This window comes from Streptomyces sp. WG7 (assembly GCF_049975785.1).
Lineage (GTDB): Bacteria > Actinomycetota > Actinomycetes > Streptomycetales > Streptomycetaceae > Streptomyces.
Map to the genome: position 1 here is coordinate 69,633 of NZ_JBNGGE010000035.1, position 19,803 is coordinate 89,435.

Consider the following 19,803-nt stretch of genomic DNA (forward strand, 5'->3'; position numbering starts at 1 on the left):
CCATGGCCGCAGACGCCGCAGAGGAGATCCGGGGCCCCGTCCACGGCACCGCGCCCGTCCCCCTCTCCGTACTGGACCTGGTGACCGTCGGCGCCGGCCGCACCGCCACCGACGCCCTGCGGACCAGCGTGGACATCGCACGCCTCGCCGAGGCCCGCGGCTTCCACCGGTACTGGGTCGCCGAGCACCACTCCATGCCCGGCGTCGCCTCCTCCTCACCCGCGGTGATCCTGGCCCACCTGGCGGCCCACACCGACCGCATCCGGCTCGGCTCGGGCGGCGTCATGCTGCCGAACCACGCGCCGCTCGTGATCGCGGAGCAGTTCGGCACGCTGGAGGCCATGGCCCCGGGCCGCGTCGACCTCGGCCTCGGCCGGGCCCCCGGCACCGACGGGGCCACCGCCGCCGCCCTGCGCCGCACCGACCGCCTGAACGAGGGCGCCGACGACTTCCCGCAGCAGCTCGCGGAGCTGCTGCGGTTCCTGGACGACGACTTCCCCGACGGGCACCCCTACCGCCGTATCCACGCCGTGCCCGGTCCCGTACAGGCGACCTCCCCCGGCGGCGTCCAGTCCCCGCACCGGCCGCCGGTCTGGCTGCTCGGCTCCTCCGGCTTCAGCGCGCGGCTGGCCGGCACCCTCGGGCTGCCCTTCGCCTTCGCGCACCACTTCTCGGCGCAGAACACCGTCCCGGCGCTGGACCTGTACCGGGAGTCCTTCCGGCCGTCCGCCGTCCTCGACGCGCCCTACGCCCTCATCGGCGTCTCCGCGCTGGCGACGGACGACGAGAAGGAGGCCCGCCGGCAGGTGCTGGCCGCCGCGCTGAACATGGTCCGGCTGCGCTCCGGGCGCCCCGGGCTCGTGCCGACGCCGGAGGAGGCCGAGGCGTACGACTTCAGCCCGATGGAGCAGGAGTTCGTGGCGTCCTGGAACTCCAACGTCATCCACGGCACCCCGGACGAGGTCCGGTCCGGCCTCGACGACCTCCAGAAGCGCACCGGCGCCGACGAGCTGATGCTCACCGCCAACGCCCACGGCGGCGACGTACGGCTGCGCTCCTACGAGCTGATCGCCGACGCCTACGGGTTGCCGACGCCGGCCTGAACCCCGGCGGCCCCGGCGGTTCCGGCGGTCCCGGGGTCGGCCGCCCCGGCCCCGGCGGCGCCGAGCAGTGCGGAGATACGATCCGGCGCCACCGGTCGGGAGTACAGCCAGCCCTGACCGGTGTCGCAGCCGATGCGGCGCAGGCGGGTCGCCTGGTCGGAGGTCTCCACGCACTCGGCGGTGACGGTCAGCCCGAGCCGGTGGGCGAGCTGGACCATCGCCTCGACGATGACCTCGTCGGCCGGGTTGGCCGAGGACTCGTCGGCCGCCGGGGCGGCGTCGGCGTCCGCCCCGGCGGCCTGGATCCCGCCGTCCCGCACCCCGTCGTACTGGAACCCCCGTACGAACGCACCGTCCAGCTTCAGGACCGAGACGGGCAGCCGGCTGAGGTAGGCCAGGTTCGAGTAACCCGTGCCGAAGTCGTCGATGGCGATGTGGACGCCCATGTCGCTGAGCGCCTTGAGGGCCTGGAGCGGGCGGCCCGCCGAGCCCATCACCGCCGACTCCGTCAGTTCCAGCTGGAGCAGGTGCGGGGCCAGGCCCGTCTCCTCCAGGGTCGCCGCCACGTCCGCCACCAGGTCGGAGTCCCAGACCTGGCGGACCGCCACGTTGACGCTGACGAAGATCGGCGGGTCGTCCGGGTGGGCCAGCTGCCAGCGGCGGGCCTGGTGGCAGGCGGTGCGCAGGATCCAGCGGCCCAGGGGAACGATCGAGCCGTCCTCCTCCGCCAGTGCGATGAACCGATTCGGCGCCAATACGCCGAACTGAGGATGATTCCAGCGGATGAGCGCCTCCACGCCCCGCACCCGGCCGTCCTCCATGCCGACCAGCGGCTGGTACTCCAGGGCGAACTCGCCGCGCTCGATGGCGGGGCGGAGCGTGGCGGCGAGGGCCTGGCGGGTCATGCGGTTCGCGTTGCGCTCGGGGTCGAAGAGCGTCCAGCGGGCCCGGCCGTCGGCCTTGGCCCAGTACAGGGTCGTGTCGGCGGCCTGCATCAGGGCGGTGGGGGTGGTGCCGACGGTGTGGCGTTCGACGACGCCGACCGACGCGGTGACCGACAGACGGCGGTCGGCGAGCTCGAAGGGCGCCTGGAGCGCCGTCAGGACCGATTCGGCCAGTTCGGCGAGCTGGTCGGTACCCGTGGAGTCCTCCACGAGCAGGGCGAACTCGTCACCGCCGAGCCGGGCGACCAGCGGGGCGCCGGACCGGGCGTGAGCGGCGTCCTCCGCGCACCGGGTGAGGCGTTCGGCGACGGCGGCCAGCAGCCGGTCGCCGACGCGGTGGCCGAGGGTGTCGTTGATGGCCTTGAAGCCGTCCAGGTCCAGGTAGCACACGCCGATCCGGCCGGTGCCCCCGTGCTCGTGCGGCTCCGCCTCCAGCGCGGCCGTCAGCCGCTCGAAGAACAGCGCGCGGTTGGGCAGCCGGGTCACCGGGTCGTGCATCTGGAGGTGGCGCAGCCGGGCCTGGAGCTCGCGCCGGGCGCTGATGTCGGCGACCGACAGCAGCAGACCCTCCTGCGCGTCCCCGGGCTCGGCCAGGGGAGCGAGGGTCACCTGCACCCACAGGGAGTGCCCGTCGGCCCGCTTCAGCCGCCGGGTGCAGCGCAGCCGGGGCCGCCGGCCCCGCAGCACCTCGCGGTACGCGTGCCAGGTGCCGGCGTCGGAGGCGAGGTCGACGAGGTCGGCCGCCGGGCAGCCGGCCAGCGCGGCCGGCTCGGTGCCGAGCAGGGTGCCCAGCGATTCGTTGGCGCCGACGACCAGGCCCTCGGCGTCGACGACGGCCATGGCCAGGGGGGCGGCCGTGAACGCCGACCGGTAGGCCGGGGACCCCGTACACGGAGTACGAGGCGCCAGATGGTTGTCACTGTCCGTGACGGCCGACCGGTCGAGGTCTGCCGCGGGCGCCGGCCCTTCGGAGGTTCCGTTCACCGCTCGCTCCCGCAGTGCCTCGATCTCTGTTCGTGCTCTGTTCGTGCAGGAAAGTGTGCCGATCATAGAGGCTGCCACCGGGCCCTTCCAGCCGCCGTTCCGCGTTCGGGACCAAGTGATCTCTCCGGCAGATCGTTTCTGCTCACACCTGGACGGGTTTCACACACCCCCGACCAGTTGTGACGTTCTGTGAGTGACCCGAAGACGCCGGCCAGGAGTCCTCCGGCGAAATTCCGGGCGGCTCACCCATCCGGTGCAGGCGAACAGGGCGCAGTACGACAAACATGCACAAGCTGAGTGCGGTGTCCCGTCAACCGCACCCGGAGGTCCATGTGCCGCGCCAGCTCCCCCTGAGGCGACTCCCCCGGGAAGCCCTCAAGAGGCTCGGCGCGGACCGGCGGGCCGCGGGGGCGGTCCGGCCCAGGCTGCGCAGCACGACGGCGGTGTGCACCACGATGTCGGCCCTCGCCGCGACCTCCCTGGTCACCGCCCCCTCGGTCGCGGAGCCCTTCTCCCCGGAGCCCTGCGCGCTCCGGCGCGCCGACGTGCACCACTCCGAGGGCCTGGACACCTGGAACGCCGCCTATCCGCGGCCCGTCCGCGCCCTGGACGCGGTGATGGTGTTCCTGTCCTTCCCCGACTCGCAGCCGCTGACCGCGCCGGCCGAACTGGCCGCCGACCACTTCCCGGCCACCACCCGTTTCTTCCGGCGCGCCTCGTACGGCACGTTCACGCTCCGCCCGCACCCGCTGCGCACCTGGGTCCCCATGCCCCGGCCCTCGACCTGGTACGACATACGGCGCGACTGGAGCCCCCGGCACCGGGCCGCGTACCTGCGGGACGCGCTCGACGCCGCCGACCGGCACGTCGACTTCTCCCGCTACGACGTCGTCTACTTCGTCGCCGACCCGGACGCGCCCGGCGTGGACTCCGACGCCACGAAGGTCGTCAACCTGGACACCCCGATGCGGGCCGACGGCACCGACATCCGGCGCGTCGTCACGGTCTTCGAGAACCATCCCCCGGACCGGCTGGTCCTGGCCCACGAGACCGGGCACGTCTTCGACCTGCCCGACCTGTATCAGCGGCCCGTCGACGGCAAGGGCGACTGGGACACCCACGTCGGCGACTGGGACCTCATGGGCAGCCAGTTCGGACTGGCCCCCGACCTCTTCGGCTGGCACAAGTGGAAGCTGGGCTGGCTGCAGCCCCGGCAGGTGGCGTGCGTGCGGGGCAGCGGCCCCACCCGGCTGACGCTGGAGCCGCTGGGAGCGGGGCCGGGAGTGGTGGTGACGGGCGCGGCCGGGGCGCCGGCCTTCGGTCTCGGCCGGGGCACCAAGCTCGCGGTGGTGCGCACCGGGGCGGACAGCGTGCTCGCCTTCGAGGCACGGGGGCCGGTCGGCAACGACGCCGCCGCCTGCCGGGCGGGGGTGCTGGTGTACCGGGTGCGCAGCGGGGCGGAGTCCGGGGGCGGGCCGGTCGAGGTGGTCGACGCCCACCCGGACACCGAGGCCTGCTGGGAGGACTCGGTCTACCCGCCGCTCGCCGACGCCCCGGTGGGTCTGGGCGAGAGCTTCACGGTGCCGGGCGAGGGCGTACGGGTGGAGGTGGCGGGGCGGACGGTGTCGGGGGCGTGGACGGTGCAGGTCACGCCGGGGTGAGCCATGCGCCCGGGGTCACGACGGCCAAGGGGGGCGGGTGGCGGAGCCCCCGCCACGCGCGGCGCAGCCGCGCGGGAACAACGATGGCGAGGCCGCTTCGCGCTTTCCGCGAACCTGCCTCGCCATCGACAACGTGCGCCGCCAGGGACTCGAACCCCGGACCCGCTGATTAAGAGTCAGCTGCTCTAACCAACTGAGCTAGCGGCGCCTGCTGACGTCGTAGACCTTAGCATCCTGGTCGGCGCAGGGAAAAATCGAAATACGGACGGCGGCGCGGGCCGCCCGTACGGCCGCCCAGAGCAGGATCTCCGGGCCCGGCAGCCACGGCCGACGCGTGTCCGGAGCCACCAGCCAGCGGGAACCGGACCGGGCGGACTCGCCCGCCGGGGCCGGCCCGGCCGCCGCGTCCGCCGGAGCCGACCGGACGACCGCGTCCACCGGGGCCCGCCCGGCCGCCACGCCCATAGGGGCCGGCACGGTCACCGCGTCCCCGGCGCCGTGGCACAGCAGCGGCGGCACCGCGCCCGTGCGGCCGCCCTCCCGGCCACGCGCGCTCCACTCCTCCCACTCCAGCAGCGACGGCAGCCGCTGGGCCGTGCCCGGCGCGGTGAACAGCAGCATGCGGCCCCGGAACTCGGCCACCGGCCCCGAACCCGGCCCCTCCTCCCACATCCGGTCCAGCATCCGGCGCCCGAAGATCGCGGGGGCGCTCACCACGTCGAAGACGGAACCGCAGGGCAGGACGACCGGGGCCCCGGGGCGCTCCCCCCAGAGCGTGAGCGCGCTGCGCGGGTACGGGCCCGCCGAGGCCAGCCAGGCAGCGCCGTCCGAGGTGACGTCCGAGGTGCGGGGAGCGGATTCGAGGGCGACTTCGCGCGTGCTGCTCATGCCGCATACATTTACCGGGCGTGAGGAACCGGCTCCGGGGAGTTGCGGGAAACCCGGACAGGAGGGAGGCGGACGCAGTATCTTGCCCACCCGCCTGGCATATGCGAGAGGACCGGCCGGCCGGCGCGAGGGCCCGACACCGGGCGTGGGGGCCCGACACCGGGCGTGGGGGTCTGTCAGGGCACGGGCCGCCCGGGGTGCGATCCGCCCTCGCCGCCGCGCATCAGGTCCCGGCCGAACTCCACCATCTTCTTGGCGTAGTCCTCGGTCCACTCGGCCCGCTCGGCGATGTCCGCGGCCGTCAGCCGGTCGAACCGCCGGGGGTCGGCCAGCTGCGCCGCCGCCATCGCCTGGAACTCCATCGCCCGGTCCGCCGCCGCCCGGAAGGCGTGCGTCAGCTCCGTCGCCCGGTCCAGCAGCGCACGGGGGTCGTCGATCGACTCGAGGTCGAAGAAGTGCTCCGGATCGGCGGCCGCCTCCGCCGGCTCGAAGAGCAGGGGCGCGGGGCGTAGCCGCGGTTCGTTCCGACGCGGCGTGGGCTCCGCCATGTCTTCTCCTCCTCGTGCGCACGACGGCCCTCCCCGTGGACCGGGGCACTCCGGGTGGAGTGGGCCACCGTCCATTGTCCCGCGCCCGTGCAAGAGGGCGAGGCCGTGCCGGTACGCGCGCACCGGGCACCCCTCGCCCACTCCCGCGGGACCACGCCGCTCGCTAGCCGGCGTAGGTCTCGAACTCGGCGACCTTCGGTGTGCCGCCGGAGCCGGTGATCTGGAAGGTGATCTTCTTCAGCGAGGTCCGGTCGAAGCCGATGACGCCCGCTCCGCTGCCGGAGGCCAGTACGGAGCCCGTGTCGTGGTTGACGACCCGCCAGGTTCCGATGCTGCCCTCGGAGCCCGCCGCCTCCCGAATGTTGATCTTGGAGACCGTGGTGGCGGACCCCCACTTGACGGAGACGGAACCGGTGGAGCCGGACGGGGACCAGTAGGTGCTCATGTCACCGTCACGGACGTTGCCGTAGCTCGTTCCGTCGGCCTTGGAGGACCCGTCGGCGCCGGCCCCGATGCTGAGGTTGGTCCCGGTGGGCGGGTCGGTGGGGTCGGGCTCGGTCGGGTCCGGGTCCGGCTCGGTCGGGTCCGGCTCGGTCGGGTCCGGGTTCTGCGGCGTGCAGCTGCCGTCCGACACCTTCAGGCCCTTGTTGGCGCCCGCCGTCTGGCTCACGACGCCCGGCACGCAGTCGGCCGCGTCGAGGGCGTAGGAGTACGGGATGCTGACGCTGGTGTTGGACTGCGGGTCGGGGCCGGCGGGGTTGTTGTCGCCTTCGCGCTCGGACCAGGTCACGTTGTCGAAGATGTTGCCGCTGACCTGCCAGTAGCCGGCCTGGTCCGTGTAGAAGGTGCCGAGGACGTCCTTGGAGTCCTCGAAGTAGTTGTTGTCGACCTTGGCCTTCGCGCCGGCCCGGGAGTTGATGCCGGACTCGTTGAGGCTCACGTAGTGGTTGTTGTAGACGTGGGCGATGCCGCCGCGCAGCAGGGGCGCGCGGGAGTCGATGTTCTCGTACTTGTTGTGGTGGAAGGTGACGTAGCCGTTGGAGCGGTCGCTCTCGCTGGAGCCGATCAGGCCGCCGCGGCCGGAGTTGCGCAGGACGCTGTAGGACAGGGTGACGTACTTGGTGTCGTCCTTCATGTCGAAGAGGCCGTCGTAGCCCTCCGACTCCCCGCCCGACGCCTCCAGGGTCGTGTGGTCGACCCAGACGTTGCGGACGCCGCTCTCCATGCCGATGGCGTCGCCGCCGTTGGAGGTGGGCGAGCCCGACTTCTTGACGTTCCGGACCGTCACGTTCTGGATGATGATGTTGCTGGACTCCCGGATGTGGATGCCCAGTTGGTCGAAGACGGCGCCGCCGCCGACCCCGACGATCGTGACGTTGCTGATCTGCTTGAGCTCGATCTTGTCGGCCGCGGTGCTGCAGCTGTCGCCGGACACCTTGGTGGTGTTGCCGTGGTTGATGGTGCCCTCGACCTCGATGGTGATCGGGGTGCTGCTGCTGGCCCGGCCGCACAGGGCCTGGTGGATCGCGGTTCCGGTGGTGGCCCGGACCGTCTGTCCGCCCGCACCGCCGGTCGTGCCGCCGTTCTGGGTGGCGTAGCCGGTGGCGCCACTGGCCGCTGCCGCCGCCTCGGGCATCGACAGCACCACACCGGTCGCGGCGGCAACGGCCAAGGTGGCCAGCGCCGCGTTGAGTCGCAGCGCGACTGATCGTCTCATCTCGGGCTCTCCATTCGTCTTCACATGCCGGAACGGCATCTTTGTCGCGATCATGTCAACAGAATCGCGGGAAAGCGCTTTCTCGGCGTGAGAATAGGGGCGCCCCCGGGGGCTGGCAAGGGATCGGGCACGTTCAGAATGAAGGCCGCTGTACATGTGAGTGAACGTCAGGTGAGTTATCACCCCCGCCAGGTGAGTTCTCACCCACCGCCGCACCACCGCCGCGCCGGGCCGATGTGCACCTGGGGCGGAGCTGCGATACGATCATCCTGCCAGCTCGCGGGGGGCCAACCCCCGGCGAACGGCAGTGCGTTGGTGGTCCAAGGAAAGACGCCCCACTTCCCGTGGGGAAATGCAGGTGCAAGGCCTGCCCAGCGCTCGACGAGAACCCCGGCCCCGCTCCAGCGGGACCGGGGTTCTTTCGTGCCGTCCGGGCTCGGCCGTCTGCGCGTCGGTGACGGCGCGCTGCTCGACCGTCCGACGGTGGGCGGCCAAGCCGGCCGTCTGCGCGTCGTCGACGGCGGGCCGCCCACTCGAACACCTCGCCCGGCGGACAGTCCCGGGAGGCCGCCGGAACGAACCGGGGCGTGATGCCGCTCTGCCGCCCGCCCGCCGAGTACCCACGCCGGCGCACCCCCGCGCCATGGCCCTCACCGCGGTACCGACGCCCCGGCCGACCGGGATCCGCGTCCCGACCGGAATCCGCGTCCCGACCAGGACCCGCGCCCCCACCCGGGGCCCGCCGTTCGTCAGGCCTGCACCACCGGCTCCCGGGTGAACAGCGCGCCCAGCTCCGGTGCGTTGACCCGGCGGTCGGCCAGGCGCAGCCCCTCCCAGACGGTGACCTGGTTCGCGGTGAGGACCGGCTTGCCCAGTTCCTTCTCCAGGGCCGGGATGTGGGCCACCGTGTGCAGGGCCGTGTCCGGGAGGAGGACGGCCTCCGCGTCCGGGCGGTCGGCGGCGCGGGCCAGGGCCAGCACCTGCGACTCGGTCCAGGTGCCGACCTCCGCCGCCGTGATGATGCCGGAGCTGACGACGCCGGCCGCCTCGATGCCGGCGGCGGTGAGGAAGTCCGCGAAGAGCCGCGCCACGTCGTCCGGGTAGGTCGCGCCGACGGCGACCCGCCGCGCCCCGATCTCCTGCGCCGCGCGCACGAAGGCGAAGGAGGTGGAGGAGGCCGGGAGGCCCGCCGCCCGGGCGAGGGCGCGCACCTGCTCCCGGGCGCCCTCCCAGCCGTGCACGAAGCTTCCGCTGGTGCAGGCCCACACCACGGCGTCGGCGCCGGCGAGGCGCAGTTCCTCGACGCCGGCCGCGAGCCGCCGCGGTGAGCCCATCTCGCGAAGGGCGTCGACCCGGTGCGCGTCCTCGCCGATGTCCGTGTGCACCAGGTCCACCCGGATGTCGCTGCCCAGGAGCTGCTCGATGCGTGGATAGTCGTCCTCGCCGGAGTGGCCCGGGTACAGGAACCCCAGTGCTGTCATGTCCACCCTTCCTGCTGCTGTTCCGTGTCCGGGGCGTCACCGACGCCCGGCAGGTCCGCCACCGCGGGACCGACCGGGCCCGCCACCGCGGGACCGACGGGCCCCGGCACCGCGGGGCCGATGCGCGCGGCCGGATCGGTCAGCGCCTGGTACGGCCCCACGGCAGGGGTACCCAGTCGGCGCAGCGCTGCCCACATCGTCACTTGGTTGGCCGAGATCACCGGGATCCGCAGCTCGGCCTCCAGCTGCGGGATGACGTCGTAGGTGGGGAGGTTGGTGCAGGAGATGAACAGGGCGTCCGCCGATCCCGGGCGCGGTACCGCCCGGCGTGCCATGTCGGCCACGTCGCGGTACGGCACCTGCCAGATGTGCCGGGTCAGCCCCATGAAGGCGCAGCCGGTGACGGTCACGCCGGCCTCGGCGACGTACGCCTCCAGCGCTCGGGTCACGGACACGGTGTACGGCGTCACCAGCGCGACCCGGCGTGCGCCCAGCTCGGCCAGCGCGTCCAGCAGCGCGCCGGAGGTGGTCACGGACGGGACCGCGCCCGCCCAGGTCATCGCCTCGCACATGGCGCGTTCGCCGGCGACGCCGCCGACGAAGCTGCCCGAGGTGCAGGCGTAGGCGACGACCTCGGGTGTGATGGCGTTGAGGGTGCGCACCGCCTCGCCGAGCGTCTCGTGCTCGCTGACCAGCCGGGCGAGGTCCAGACTGACCTCGACGGGCACGAACGGGGTCCGCGTCATGTGCAGTGACACGTCGTCGGGCACCCACCGCCACAGCTCGCGGTCGAGTGCGAAGTCGAACGGGGCGACCACGCCGACCCCGCGTTGCGGAGCTGGTCCGCCGAGAAAGGAGATGTCCATGGCACGCACCGGCCTCACACTGAGGAAGGAGATGGCAACGCACCGTTACGCACGGCCGTGTTGACGAAGGTAGGTTCCGGTGCGAGCGTGGTCAATCCGCCCGCGTCACCTCCAGGTCAACAGCCGGTCAAGTTCCCCGCCGACCACCGAACCGCCCCCGCTCACGCCGACCGGAGACAGGCCTGCCGATGACCACGCCCACGCCCACGCTCCTCGTCCTGGACGCCGAACCGCTCCCCCGCCTGGGCCGGCTGACCGGCCGGGCCCGGATCGAGCACGCCGACGGGACGACCCTCGCCGAGCGGCTGCCGCACGCGGACGTCCTGCTCGTGTGGGACTTCACCTCGCACGCCGTACGGAAGGCGTGGCCCGGCGGCGGCCCCCGGCCGCGCTGGGTGCACACGGCGAGCGCCGGTGTGGACCATCTGATGTGCCCGGAGCTGGCCGAATCGGACACGGTGGTGACCAACGCGCGCGGTGTCTTCGACCAGCCGATCGCCGAGTACGTCGCCGCGCTCGTCCTGGCGATGGCCAAGGACCTGCCCACGACGCTGCGGTTGCAGGGCGAGCGGACCTGGCGGCACCGCGAGTCGCTGCGGGTGGCCGGAACCCGCGCCTGCGTGGTGGGTTCCGGGCCGATCGGGCGGGCGATCGCGGGCACGCTCAAGGCACTCGGCATCACGACCGCGCTGGTCGGCCGGACCCCCCGCACCGGTGTCCACGGGCCCGGTGAGCTGGACCGGCTGCTGGCCCGGGCCGACTGGGTGGTCGCGGCGGCGCCCCTCACCGACGACACGCGCGGCATGTTCGATGCCCGGCGGTTCGGGGTGATGCAGCCCTCCGCCCGGTTCGTGAACGTGGGGCGGGGTCAGCTGGTCGTCGAGGACGCTCTCGCCGAGGCGCTGACCAGGCGCTGGATCGCCGGCGCCGCCCTGGACGTGTTCAGCCACGAGCCCCTCGCGCCCGACAGCCCGCTGTGGCGGGTCCCGGATCTGATCGTCTCGCCGCACATGAGCGGGGACACGGTCGGCTGGCGGGACGAACTGGGGGCGCAGTTCGTGGAGTTGTTCGAGAGCTGGGCGGCGGGCGGGCCGCTGGCCAACGTGGTCGACAAGAAGCGCGGATACGTGCCCGGACACTGACGTCCCCAGAAACGCGGGAGGGTGCTGCATGACCGACCTCACCGAGCTGACCGCGGTACAGCTCGTCGACGGTTACCGCAAGGGCGCTTTCAGCCCCGTGGAGGTGACCCGGGCGGCCCTGGAGCGGGCCGAGCGGATCCAGCCGGAGCTGAACGCGTTCGTCCGGCTGACCGGCGAGGAGGCGCTCGACCGGGCGCGGCGGGCCGAGGAGCGGTGGCGGCGCGGGGAGCCGTGCGGGCGGCTGGACGGGGTGCCGGTCACGGTGAAGGACATCCTGGTGACGCGGGGCCACCCGACGCTGCGCGGCTCCCGGGCCGTCTCGCCGGACGGGCCCTGGGACGAGGACGCGCCGTCCGTCGCCCGGCTGCGGGAGCACGGCGCGGTGTTCGTCGGCAAGACGACGACGCCCGAGTTCGGCTGGAAGGGCGTGACCGACTCGCCGCTGTCCGGCGTCACCCGCAACCCGCACGCCCCCAGCCGCACCGCGGGCGGTTCCAGCGGGGGCGCGGCGGCGGCCGTCGCCCGCGGGGCGGGGCCGCTGGCGCTGGGCACGGACGGCGGCGGCAGCGTGCGCATCCCGGCGTCGTTCTGCGGCGTCTTCGGCCTGAAACCGACGTACGGCAGGGTCCCGCTCTACCCGGCGAGCGCGTTCGGCACGCTCGCGCACGTCGGCCCGATGACGCGGGACGCGGCGGACGCGGCGCTGATGCTGGACGTCATCGGCGCCCCGGACGCCCGGGACTGGTCGGCGCTGGGCCCGGCGCCCGGCTCGTACTCCGAGGCGCTGTCCGGCGGGGTGCGGGGGCTGCGGGTGGCGTACTCGCCCTCGCTCGGCGGGCAGGTGGCGGTGCGGCCGGCGGTGGCGACGGCGGTCCGGCGGGCGGTGGAGCGGCTGACGGAGCTCGGCGCGTACGTGAGCGAGGCCGACCCGGACTTCGCGGACCCGGTGGACGCCTTCCACGCGCTGTGGTTCAGCGGGGCGGCACGCGTGGTGCAGCGTCTGCGGCCGGGGCAGCGGGAGTTGCTCGACCCGGGGCTGCGGGAGATCGTCGGCGCGGGGGCGCGGTACTCGGCGCTGGAGTACCTGGCCGCGGTGGACGTGCGGATGGAGCTGGGCCGGCGGATGGGCCGCTTCCACGAGGCGTACGACCTGCTGGTCACGCCGACGCTGCCGATCACGGCGTTCGAGGCGGGCGCCGAGGTGCCGAAGGGCTCGGGGCACCGGCGGTGGACCGGGTGGACGCCCTTCACCTATCCGTTCAACCTGACCCAGCAGCCGGCGGCGACCGTACCGGTCGGGACCGACGGGGACGGACTGCCCGTCGGCCTTCAACTGGTGGCGGCCCGCCACCGGGACGACCTGGTCCTGCGCGCGGCACACGCCCTGTACGAGGCGGGCGCGGTGCCCGCGCCGCACACGTAGGCCCGCCGCGCCGAACGCGCGGGCCCGTGAAGCGAACACGCAGGCCCGCGAACCGGCCGCCACGCCCACCCGGAGCGGGGCCCGGCTCCGCCCCCGGGCAGAGCCTCGGCACCGCCCCCGGCGGCGGGAGGCCGAACCCACCTCGCGCACACCCCCACCTCGCGCGCACACCCCGCCCCGCGGCACGCCGGCCCCGCTGCGCCGGCACGGACCCCGGCCCGCTCCCCGGCCCGGTACGGCCCACACCCGGCGGGACGCCGTAAGCCCGGTACGGCCCACACCCGGCGGGACGCCATGAGCGCGCCGGCGCGCGGTCGCCTCCCCGAGGGATCGGCGGCGGAGGCGGAGGCGGAGGCCGCGGCCCGGTGAGGCGCCGTCCCCGTCCCGCGGCCGGCCCTCCGGAGGCCCGTCCCTACGCCCGCCGGAAGCTGAGCGTCTCCCCCGCCGCTCCCGTGCGCCACAGGTCGTTGCAGGCGTCGGCCATCTCGCCCAGCCCCTCGACGACCTGGCCCCAGACGGTGCCGGGGACCCAGCCGACGTCGCCGTTGAGCAGCAGGTTGTTGCGTTCGTAGAACAGGGCCAGGTCGACGAGGGTGGTGCCGGCGCGGACCTCGCGGTCGTAGCCGTACGCCTTGGTGCCCAGCTCGGCGCCCGCGAAGGCGAAATAGCACAGGTCGCCCGGGATGGGCGTCACGGTCGGGTTCTCCAGAGGTGGTTCGGATGCCGCGAAGGGCGGGAAGAGGGCGTAGATCTCGTTTCGCGCGTATTTGGCGTGATACACGTCGCCGCCGAGGGGGAGCGCGTCCCAGACCGCCGCGCAGGTGACCGGTGCCCGGTCCTCCAGGAGTTGGGCCGTGCACGTGATTCCGCGCTTGACCAGCGAGACTTCGATGTAGCGATCAGCCATGCCCTCCATGGCAGTGCCCGGCGCCGTCCGGGTCAAGGGTGCCGTGCCGTCGTACCGGTCCGAAAAAGATCGGCATAACCTGCCCGGCTTCGGGTAGCTGCGCGCCCATGGCTCCACCACACAGAACCCCTCCATGGGGCATATCCGACCAATGGTCCAGGACAGCCGGGCCCACCCGCCGGTCGCTGCTCGCGGGGGTCGCGGCGCTCGGCGCGCTGGGGGCGGCCGGCTGCTCGCGGGTGGCCACCGCGTCCGACGTGGAAGGCGGCGATCTCCTCGACCGGCTCAGGGCCCAGGGCGTGGCCCGGCTCGGCATCGCGGGCGAGATCCCCTTCGGGTACATCAACAAGGACGGTGAGCTGACCGGCGAGGCCCCGGAGCTGGCGAAGGTCATCTTCAAGCGGCTCGGAGTGGACCGGGTGCAGCCGGTGCCGACGGAGTTCGGCTCCCTCATCCCGGGGCTGGCGTCGCAGCAGTTCGACGTGGTGGCGGCCGGGATGTACATCAACCCCGACCGCTGCCAGCAGGTCATCTTCTCCGACCCGGACTACCAGATGCTCGACGCGTACATCGTGCGCAAGGGCAACCCGCTCGGGCTGCACAACTACAAGGACGTCTTCCGGAAGAAGGCCAAGTTCGCGACCGGCACCGGTTACGCCGAGATCGCCTACGCGGTGGAGCACGGGATCAAGGAGGACGACATCCTGATCGTCCCCGACCAGGTGGCCGGACTCAACGCCGTCGAGTCCGGGCGCGTGGACGTCTTCGCGGGTACGGCGCTGACCGTCCGCGAGGTGGTGAAGAAGTCCGGCAAGGCCGAGGCGACCGAGCCCTTCTCGCCGGTCATCGACGGCAAGCCGAAGGTCGACGGCGGCGGTTTCGCCTTCCGGCCGACCGAGACGAACCTGCGGGACGCCTTCAACGTGGAACTGCAGAAGCTCAAGAAGAGCGGTGAGCTGCTCCGCATCCTCAAGCCCTTCGGTTTCACCGAGAACGAGATGACCGATCTGACCGCGAAGGAGCTCTGCGGCGGATGACCTCGGGACTGTGGGAACTCGTACTCCAGGGTGTCTGGGTCACGGTCCAGCTGCTCGTCTTCAGCTCACTGCTCGCGGCGGCCGTCTCCTTCGTGGTCGGCGTCGCGCGCACCCACCGGCTGTGGATCGTCCGCTTCCTGGCGGGCGTCTACACCGAGGTGTTCCGCGGGACCTCGGCACTGGTGATGATCTTCTGGGTGTTCTTCGTGCTGCCCCCGGCCTTCGGCTGGCAGCTGGTGCCGATGTGGGCGGGCACGCTGGCGCTGGGCCTGACCTACGGGGCGTACGGCTCCGAGATCGTGCGCGGCGCGCTCGGCGCGGTCGACCCGGCGCAGAAGGAGGGCGGCATCGCGCTCAGCTTCACGCCCTGGCAGCGGATGAGGCTGATCCTGCTGCCGCAGGCGGTGCCGGAGATGATCCCGCCGTTCTCCAACCTGCTGATCGAGCTGCTCAAGGGCACCGCGCTGGTGTCGATCATGGGCATGGGCGATCTGGCGTTCAGCGGCAACCTGGTACGCCTGGCGCTGCAGGAGAGCGCGGAGATCTACACGTACATCCTGCTGATCTACTTCGTGATCGCGTTCCTGCTCACCCGGGTGATGCGCGGTCTGGAGAAGAAGCTGAAGGCGGGCGTCGGGAAGACGGCCCCCAAGCGCACGGCCGCCGCCGCTGAGCCGGCCGGGATCGGGGGTGTCCGATGAAGTGGGACTGGAGCGCGGTCTCCGACTTCATGCCGCACTTCTGGGACGGGCTGCTGGTCACCCTGCAGATCCTGGTCCTGGGATCGCTGGTCTCGTTCGTCCTCGGTCTGGTGTGGGCGCTGCTGATGCGGGTGCCGTCCCGCTGGGTGACCTGGCCCGTCGGCGTGGTCACCGAGTTCGTCCGGAACACGCCGCTGCTGGTGCAGCTGTTCTTCCTCTTCTACGTGCTGCCCGAGTGGGGGGTGACCGCCTCGGCGCTCACCACCGGCGTGCTCGCCATCGGCCTGCACTACTCGACGTACACGATGCAGGTCTACCGGGCCGGTATCGAGGCGGTGCCGGTCGGCCAGTGGGAGGCCGCGACGGCGCTGAACCTGCCGCTGAAGCGGACGTGGACGGCCGTGATCCTGCCGCAGGCGATCCGCCGGGTGATCCCCGCCCTCGGCAACTACGTGATCTCCATGCTGAAGGACACGCCGCTGCTGATGGCGATCACGGTGCTGGAGATGCTCGGCGAGGCACGGCTGTTCTCGCAGCAGAACTTCCAGTTCACCGAGCCCCTGACGGTGATCGGCGTGGCCTTCATCGTCATCTCCTACCTGGCCTCCCTTGCCCTGCGAGCCCTGGAGCGACGCCTTGCCCACTGACACTCTCCCCAATCCCGAGAAGAGCCCCGAGCGCAGCTCCGGCGAGCTGATCCGCCTGGAGCAGGTCACCAAGAGGTTCGGTGAGAACACCGTCCTCGACCACCTCGACTTCTCCGTCGACGCCGGCAAGCACGTCACCCTGATCGGCCCGTCCGGGTCGGGCAAGACGACGATCCTGCGGCTGCTGATGACGCTCCTCAAGCCCGACGAGGGCACGATCACCGTGGACGGGCAGAAGCTCTTCCCGGCGACGGAGAAGGAGCGGCGCGAGGTCCGCAAGCAGATCGGGATGGTGTTCCAGCAGTTCAACCTGTTCCCGAACATGAGCGTCCTGCGCAACATCACCGAGGCGCCGGTCACGGTGCTCGGCATGTCCAAGGACGAGGCGGTGGAGCGCGCCAAGGGCCTGCTCGACATGGTGGGCCTGGCCGACAAGTGCGACGCCCGCCCGGCCCAGCTCTCCGGCGGCCAGCAGCAGCGCGTGGCGATCGCCCGGGCGCTGGCGATGCGGCCGAAGGTGCTCCTCCTCGACGAGGTGACCTCCGCGCTCGACCCGGAGCTGGTCGCGGGCGTCCTCGACCTGCTGCGGGACATCGCCCGCAGCACGGACATCACCATGCTCTGCGTGACCCACGAGATGAACTTCGCCCGGGACATCTCGGACCAGGTCCTGATGTTCGACTCGGGCCGGGTCATCGAGACCGGCCCGCCGGAGAAGATCTTCACCGAGCCGGAGCACGACCGGACCCGGGAATTCCTCAGCGCGGTGCTCTGAACACCGCGCGCCGCTCCCCCTGTGCGGCGTCGCCGCCCCAACGCCCGAGGTCGGCGCGTTGGGGCAGGCCGCTGGCATATGTCAGCGGATCAGCGCCGCAGCTGGGGGCCCTGGAATCTCGCCAACATCCCCTCCCGTCCGGCCCGTTGGCCGCTATCGTGAAGGGGATCCGCTGTCCGGATCGGGGGCACAGGCAGGGACAGGGACAGGGGCCTACCAGCCAAGCGCAGGGGGAGACCACCGTGGCGCTGCAGCACAAGCCGACCGCGCCGCACCACTCGGCCCAGAACGCCCTGCGCGTCCTGGAGACAGTGGCGCGGCAGACCACCGGAATCACCGACACCGAAGTCGCCCGGCAGACCGGCCTCGACCGGGAGCGCCTGACCACGCTCCTGCGCATGCTGCGCCGCGAGGGCTACGTCGAGCAGAGCGCCGACGGCGCGTACACCGCCGGGGAGGCCCTGGCCCGCCTGGGTTCGGCCCACGGCCGCGAGGAGGCCCTGCGCGACAAGCTCCAGCACACCCTGGACCGGCTGCGCGACTCGGTGGGCGCCGCCGTCTACATCAGCCGGTACGTCGACGGTGAGGTCAGCGTCACCCAGTACGCCGACAGCCCGGCCACGCCCAAGGTCAACGAGTGGGTGGACTTCCGCGTCTCGGCGCACGCCACCGCGGTCGGCAAGAGCCTGCTGACCCAGCTGGACCACGCGGGCCGGCGCGACCACCTCGCCCGGCACCGGATGGCCCGCCTCACCTCGCGCACCATCACCAGCGACAAGCTGCTGCTGTCCCGGCTGGAGTCCCAGCCGCCCACCGTGCCGGTCCTCGACCTCCAGGAGTACGCGGTGGGCACGGTCTGCGCCGCCGTCCCCATCACGGCCGGTTCCGCCGTCGGATGCCTGGCCCTGTCCCTCCCGGTCGCGCACGCCCACCGGCTGCGCCGGGCCGCGGACGAGCTGAACCGGAACGCGGCGCCGGTGCTGCTGTCACTGGCGATCTAGGGGGTGTCGTTCGGCTCTTGCCGGGGTCGCCCCGGCGGTGGTCGGGAGCACCCCTGAGGACCAGGTAGTATTTTCGTCGTCGCCGGCCGCGGGAAGCGGAAGGCGGGAGTCATGCGCCGCTAGCTCAGTTGGTTAGAGCAGCTGACTCTTAATCAGCGGGTCCGGGGTTCGAGTCCCTGGCGGCGCACAGAAGAAGGGCCCCTCGCCCAGGCGAGGGGCCCTTCGCTTGTTCCGGAACGTCACGTCCGCCTGTTCAGAAGGTCACGTCCGAGCACGCGTAGAACGCGTTGGCCGTGTCGGCGACCGTCCACACCGCGACGATCACGTGGTGCCCGCTCAGCCCGGACGGCAGCGTCCCGCTGTGGGAGAGCGTGGCCGGCGGCTGCTTGCCGCCGTAGGGCACCGTGAAGAACGGCGTGAGGTTGAGGTCGGACCGGGCCAGGTTGTGGTTCTGGTTCCAGCCCGGCTTGGTGACGTAGTACCGGAAGTCGGTCGTGGCGTGCCGGGCGGTGAACTGCCAGCGGAAGGTGTAGCTCTGCCCGCCGTTCACCTTGGTGGTCGGCCACGCCTGGCCGTTCGGCGTCCTCGGGCTGTCGAGTTGGCCGAACCGGGTGTTGTTCGCGGAACATATCCGCCCGTCGGCCGGCCCGCCCGCCGGGAAGCCCTTGGGTCCCTCGACGCTGTGCGGCTCCCACTGGATGTCGCCGCAGCCGCTGACGGTGCCGTTCTGGCAGACCTTCTGCCGGCTGACCGGCAGGTCGGTGTATCCGTGGCCGCTGGCACCGCCGGACGAGAGCACGAGGGCTCCGGTGGTCGCCATGGCCACCGCGGCGGCGTACAACGTGGTCCTTGTGCGCATACTGCTGCTCCTGTGACGTGGGGGAGGTTCAGTGAGCCGTGCAGGTCTAGACCAAGTCCCAGATTATTGCCGCGGATTGAACATGTCCATACCAATAACTGAACTGGACCCGTTCAGGGCCCCGCGTCCCCCCGCCCCGCGCAGAACGCCACCGTCAGGTCCTTCACCAGCACCTTGCGCTCGTAGTCGTCGAGTTCCACCAGTCCGCGCATGGTCAGCCGGGTCACCGTGTCCTCCACCGAGTCCACGACCGACGTGAGCACGCTCACCCGCTGGGCCGCGTCCAGCGCGGCGATCCGGCGCTGGTGCATCGCGGCGGCGACCTCGGGGTCGTACTCCACCCGGACCGGCCGCACCGAGAACACCTCCAGGCCGACCGGCGCCGTGTCCGCCGCCACCAGCCGGGTCAGCGTCTCGCCGGCCACGTCCGCCGAGCTGCGGACCGTGCCCAGCGGCTCCACCGGGACCCGGGCCAGCGCCGCCTCCACGCACTCGCGCAGGTACGCCTCGTGGTCCTCGACGCCCAGCGTGGCCTTCGCGGTGTCCCGCACCCGCCACACCACCAGCGTCACCGCCCTGAGCGCCACCCCGTTGCCGTCGGCCGCGGGCATCGGCTCGCTGCGCCAGTGCCGCAGCCGGACGTCGACCCGGCGGCGCAGCAGCAGCGGGTTGACCCACATCAGGCCGGTGCGCCGGACGGTCCCCCGGTAGCGGCCGAAGAGACCGAGCACCCAGGCCCGCCCGGTCCGGCCCCGGGCCAGCCCGCCGAACCCGAACAGCCCCAGCGCCCCGGCGGCCGCGTACGCCGCCCACTGCGCGGGCCCGAGCCCGGACCCCGTGGGCGCCCCCAGCCCCAGCGCCTCGGCCGCGAGGGGCGGTACGGCCCCGGCCCACCAGGAGGTGACCGCGCAGCCCGCCACCCCGCAGGCACCGGCGACCACACCCGCCGCGCCGGACAGCACCCGGGCCGGACGCTCCGCCAGCTCCGGGTCGACGACCGGCACCGGGCGGGCGCGCGCGGCGACGGGGCGCCGCCCGCGGGGCGCGGGGCCGGCGCGGAAGAGGGCGCCCCCGGGGGCGCCCGCCGGGTTGGGGGGGGGGGGGGGGGGGGGGGGGGGG

18 protein-coding genes and 2 tRNA genes are annotated in these 19,803 nt (G+C 72.8%); 10 read left to right on the plus strand and 10 right to left on the minus strand.

Going from position 1 to position 19,803, the window contains the following annotated elements:
* Positions 1 to 2: 2 nt before the first annotated feature.
* Positions 3 to 1,103, plus strand: coding sequence for an LLM class flavin-dependent oxidoreductase (locus ACP4J0_RS28135; RefSeq protein ID WP_426554448.1), 1,101 nt, complete (start codon positions 3 to 5; stop codon positions 1,101 to 1,103).
* Here the strand turns inward: ACP4J0_RS28135 and ACP4J0_RS28140 are convergent.
* Positions 1,079 to 3,031: a putative bifunctional diguanylate cyclase/phosphodiesterase gene (locus ACP4J0_RS28140; protein WP_426601522.1), complete on the minus strand. Its 1,953-nt coding sequence runs from the start codon at positions 3,029 to 3,031 to the stop codon at positions 1,079 to 1,081. The two genes, ACP4J0_RS28135 and ACP4J0_RS28140, sit on opposite strands and share 25 nt — an antisense overlap.
* A 284-nt stretch (positions 3,032 to 3,315) precedes the next feature.
* On the opposite strand from ACP4J0_RS28140, the gene ACP4J0_RS28145 reads away from it, so the two are divergent.
* Positions 3,316 to 4,692, plus strand: a complete 1,377-nt coding sequence (locus ACP4J0_RS28145) for a M6 family metalloprotease domain-containing protein (RefSeq protein ID WP_426601523.1) — start codon at positions 3,316 to 3,318, stop codon at positions 4,690 to 4,692.
* Positions 4,693 to 4,826: 134 nt separating this feature from the next.
* Here the strand turns inward: ACP4J0_RS28145 and ACP4J0_RS28150 are convergent.
* The 6 genes from ACP4J0_RS28150 to ACP4J0_RS28175 form a co-directional block, all read right to left on the minus strand.
* Positions 4,827 to 4,900, minus strand: a tRNA-Lys gene (locus ACP4J0_RS28150).
* Complete coding sequence (locus ACP4J0_RS28155; RefSeq protein ID WP_426601524.1) at positions 4,891 to 5,580, minus strand: bifunctional DNA primase/polymerase; 690 nt, start codon at positions 5,578 to 5,580, stop codon at positions 4,891 to 4,893. The genes ACP4J0_RS28150 and ACP4J0_RS28155 overlap by 10 nt, the downstream gene beginning before the upstream one ends.
* A gap of 176 nt (positions 5,581 to 5,756) precedes the next feature.
* Positions 5,757 to 6,128, minus strand: a complete 372-nt coding sequence (locus ACP4J0_RS28160) for a hypothetical protein (RefSeq protein ID WP_426601525.1) — start codon at positions 6,126 to 6,128, stop codon at positions 5,757 to 5,759.
* A gap of 163 nt (positions 6,129 to 6,291) precedes the next feature.
* On the minus strand, positions 6,292 to 7,845 hold the full coding sequence (locus ACP4J0_RS28165; protein ID WP_426601526.1) for a pectate lyase family protein: 1,554 nt from the start codon (positions 7,843 to 7,845) through the stop codon (positions 6,292 to 6,294).
* 749 nt (positions 7,846 to 8,594) lie between these two features.
* A complete protein-coding gene (locus ACP4J0_RS28170) occupies positions 8,595 to 9,326 on the minus strand; it encodes a maleate cis-trans isomerase family protein (protein WP_426601527.1) in 732 nt (243 codons plus the stop codon).
* The gene (locus tag ACP4J0_RS28175; protein WP_426601528.1) at positions 9,323 to 10,192 is read right to left on the minus strand and encodes a maleate cis-trans isomerase family protein; all 870 of its coding nucleotides are present in this window, start codon (positions 10,190 to 10,192) and stop codon (positions 9,323 to 9,325) included. The genes ACP4J0_RS28170 and ACP4J0_RS28175 overlap by 4 nt, the downstream gene beginning before the upstream one ends.
* A gap of 188 nt (positions 10,193 to 10,380) precedes the next feature.
* Here ACP4J0_RS28175 and ACP4J0_RS28180 point away from each other — a divergent pair, with 188 nt between their 5' ends.
* Both ACP4J0_RS28180 and ACP4J0_RS28185 read left to right on the plus strand, forming a co-directional pair.
* Positions 10,381 to 11,334 carry a D-2-hydroxyacid dehydrogenase gene (locus tag ACP4J0_RS28180; RefSeq protein ID WP_426601529.1) on the plus strand — a complete coding sequence of 318 codons (954 nt, stop codon included), beginning with the start codon at positions 10,381 to 10,383 and terminating at the stop codon, positions 11,332 to 11,334.
* A 28-nt stretch (positions 11,335 to 11,362) separates the two neighbouring features.
* Positions 11,363 to 12,757: an amidase gene (locus tag ACP4J0_RS28185; RefSeq protein ID WP_426601530.1), complete on the plus strand. Its 1,395-nt coding sequence runs from the start codon at positions 11,363 to 11,365 to the stop codon at positions 12,755 to 12,757.
* Between the two features lie 412 nt (positions 12,758 to 13,169).
* On the opposite strand, the gene ACP4J0_RS28190 is transcribed toward ACP4J0_RS28185, so the two are convergent.
* Positions 13,170 to 13,664, minus strand: coding sequence for a DUF3830 family protein (locus tag ACP4J0_RS28190; RefSeq protein WP_426601531.1), 495 nt, complete (start codon positions 13,662 to 13,664; stop codon positions 13,170 to 13,172).
* Between the two features lie 107 nt (positions 13,665 to 13,771).
* On the opposite strand from ACP4J0_RS28190, the gene ehuB reads away from it, so the two are divergent.
* From ehuB to ACP4J0_RS28220, 6 genes are all read left to right on the plus strand, one after another.
* Positions 13,772 to 14,701 (plus strand): ectoine/hydroxyectoine ABC transporter substrate-binding protein EhuB, encoded by a 930-nt coding sequence (ehuB, locus tag ACP4J0_RS28195; protein ID WP_426601532.1) that lies wholly within the window; start codon positions 13,772 to 13,774, stop codon positions 14,699 to 14,701.
* A complete protein-coding gene (gene ehuC, locus ACP4J0_RS28200; RefSeq protein ID WP_426601533.1) occupies positions 14,698 to 15,402 on the plus strand; it encodes an ectoine/hydroxyectoine ABC transporter permease subunit EhuC in 705 nt (234 codons plus the stop codon). Before ehuB ends, ehuC begins: the two co-directional genes overlap by 4 nt.
* Positions 15,399 to 16,049 (plus strand): ectoine/hydroxyectoine ABC transporter permease subunit EhuD, encoded by a 651-nt coding sequence (ehuD, locus tag ACP4J0_RS28205; RefSeq protein ID WP_426601534.1) that lies wholly within the window; start codon positions 15,399 to 15,401, stop codon positions 16,047 to 16,049. Before ehuC ends, ehuD begins: the two co-directional genes overlap by 4 nt.
* The gene (gene ehuA / locus ACP4J0_RS28210; protein ID WP_426601535.1) at positions 16,039 to 16,824 is read left to right on the plus strand and encodes an ectoine/hydroxyectoine ABC transporter ATP-binding protein EhuA; all 786 of its coding nucleotides are present in this window, start codon (positions 16,039 to 16,041) and stop codon (positions 16,822 to 16,824) included. Before ehuD ends, ehuA begins: the two co-directional genes overlap by 11 nt.
* A 242-nt stretch (positions 16,825 to 17,066) precedes the next feature.
* The gene (locus tag ACP4J0_RS28215; protein WP_426601536.1) at positions 17,067 to 17,825 is read left to right on the plus strand and encodes an IclR family transcriptional regulator; all 759 of its coding nucleotides are present in this window, start codon (positions 17,067 to 17,069) and stop codon (positions 17,823 to 17,825) included.
* A gap of 113 nt (positions 17,826 to 17,938) precedes the next feature.
* A tRNA-Lys gene (locus ACP4J0_RS28220) sits at positions 17,939 to 18,012 on the plus strand.
* 66 nt (positions 18,013 to 18,078) lie between these two features.
* Here the strand turns inward: ACP4J0_RS28220 and ACP4J0_RS28225 are convergent.
* Positions 18,079 to 18,684, minus strand: a complete 606-nt coding sequence (locus ACP4J0_RS28225; RefSeq protein WP_426601537.1) for a lytic polysaccharide monooxygenase auxiliary activity family 9 protein — start codon at positions 18,682 to 18,684, stop codon at positions 18,079 to 18,081.
* Positions 18,685 to 18,797: 113 nt separating this feature from the next.
* A partial coding sequence (locus ACP4J0_RS28230; RefSeq protein ID WP_426601538.1) for an SPFH domain-containing protein occupies positions 18,798 to 19,803 on the minus strand: 1,006 nt, incomplete at its 5' end.

Excerpts from the sequence above, each read along its gene's own strand:
- ehuB (WP_426601532.1), top strand. The coding sequence starts at position 13,772 with ATGGCTCCACCACACAGAACCCCTCCATGGGGCATATCCGACCAATGG.
- ACP4J0_RS28225 (WP_426601537.1), bottom strand. The coding sequence starts at position 18,684 with ATGCGCACAAGGACCACGTTGTACGCCGCCGCGGTGGCCATGGCGACC.
- ACP4J0_RS28175 (WP_426601528.1), bottom strand. The coding sequence starts at position 10,192 with ATGGACATCTCCTTTCTCGGCGGACCAGCTCCGCAACGCGGGGTCGGC.
- ACP4J0_RS28160 (WP_426601525.1), bottom strand. The coding sequence starts at position 6,128 with ATGGCGGAGCCCACGCCGCGTCGGAACGAACCGCGGCTACGCCCCGCG.
- ACP4J0_RS28190 (WP_426601531.1), bottom strand. The coding sequence starts at position 13,664 with ATGGCTGATCGCTACATCGAAGTCTCGCTGGTCAAGCGCGGAATCACG.
- ACP4J0_RS28170 (WP_426601527.1), bottom strand. The coding sequence starts at position 9,326 with ATGACAGCACTGGGGTTCCTGTACCCGGGCCACTCCGGCGAGGACGAC.
- ACP4J0_RS28155 (WP_426601524.1), bottom strand. The coding sequence starts at position 5,580 with ATGAGCAGCACGCGCGAAGTCGCCCTCGAATCCGCTCCCCGCACCTCG.
- ACP4J0_RS28145 (WP_426601523.1), top strand. The coding sequence starts at position 3,316 with ATGCACAAGCTGAGTGCGGTGTCCCGTCAACCGCACCCGGAGGTCCAT.
- ehuD (WP_426601534.1), top strand. The coding sequence starts at position 15,399 with ATGAAGTGGGACTGGAGCGCGGTCTCCGACTTCATGCCGCACTTCTGG.
- ehuC (WP_426601533.1), top strand. The coding sequence starts at position 14,698 with ATGACCTCGGGACTGTGGGAACTCGTACTCCAGGGTGTCTGGGTCACG.
- ACP4J0_RS28185 (WP_426601530.1), top strand. The coding sequence starts at position 11,363 with ATGACCGACCTCACCGAGCTGACCGCGGTACAGCTCGTCGACGGTTAC.
- ACP4J0_RS28165 (WP_426601526.1), bottom strand. The coding sequence starts at position 7,845 with ATGAGACGATCAGTCGCGCTGCGACTCAACGCGGCGCTGGCCACCTTG.
- ACP4J0_RS28180 (WP_426601529.1), top strand. The coding sequence starts at position 10,381 with ATGACCACGCCCACGCCCACGCTCCTCGTCCTGGACGCCGAACCGCTC.
- ACP4J0_RS28135 (WP_426554448.1), top strand. The coding sequence starts at position 3 with ATGGCCGCAGACGCCGCAGAGGAGATCCGGGGCCCCGTCCACGGCACC.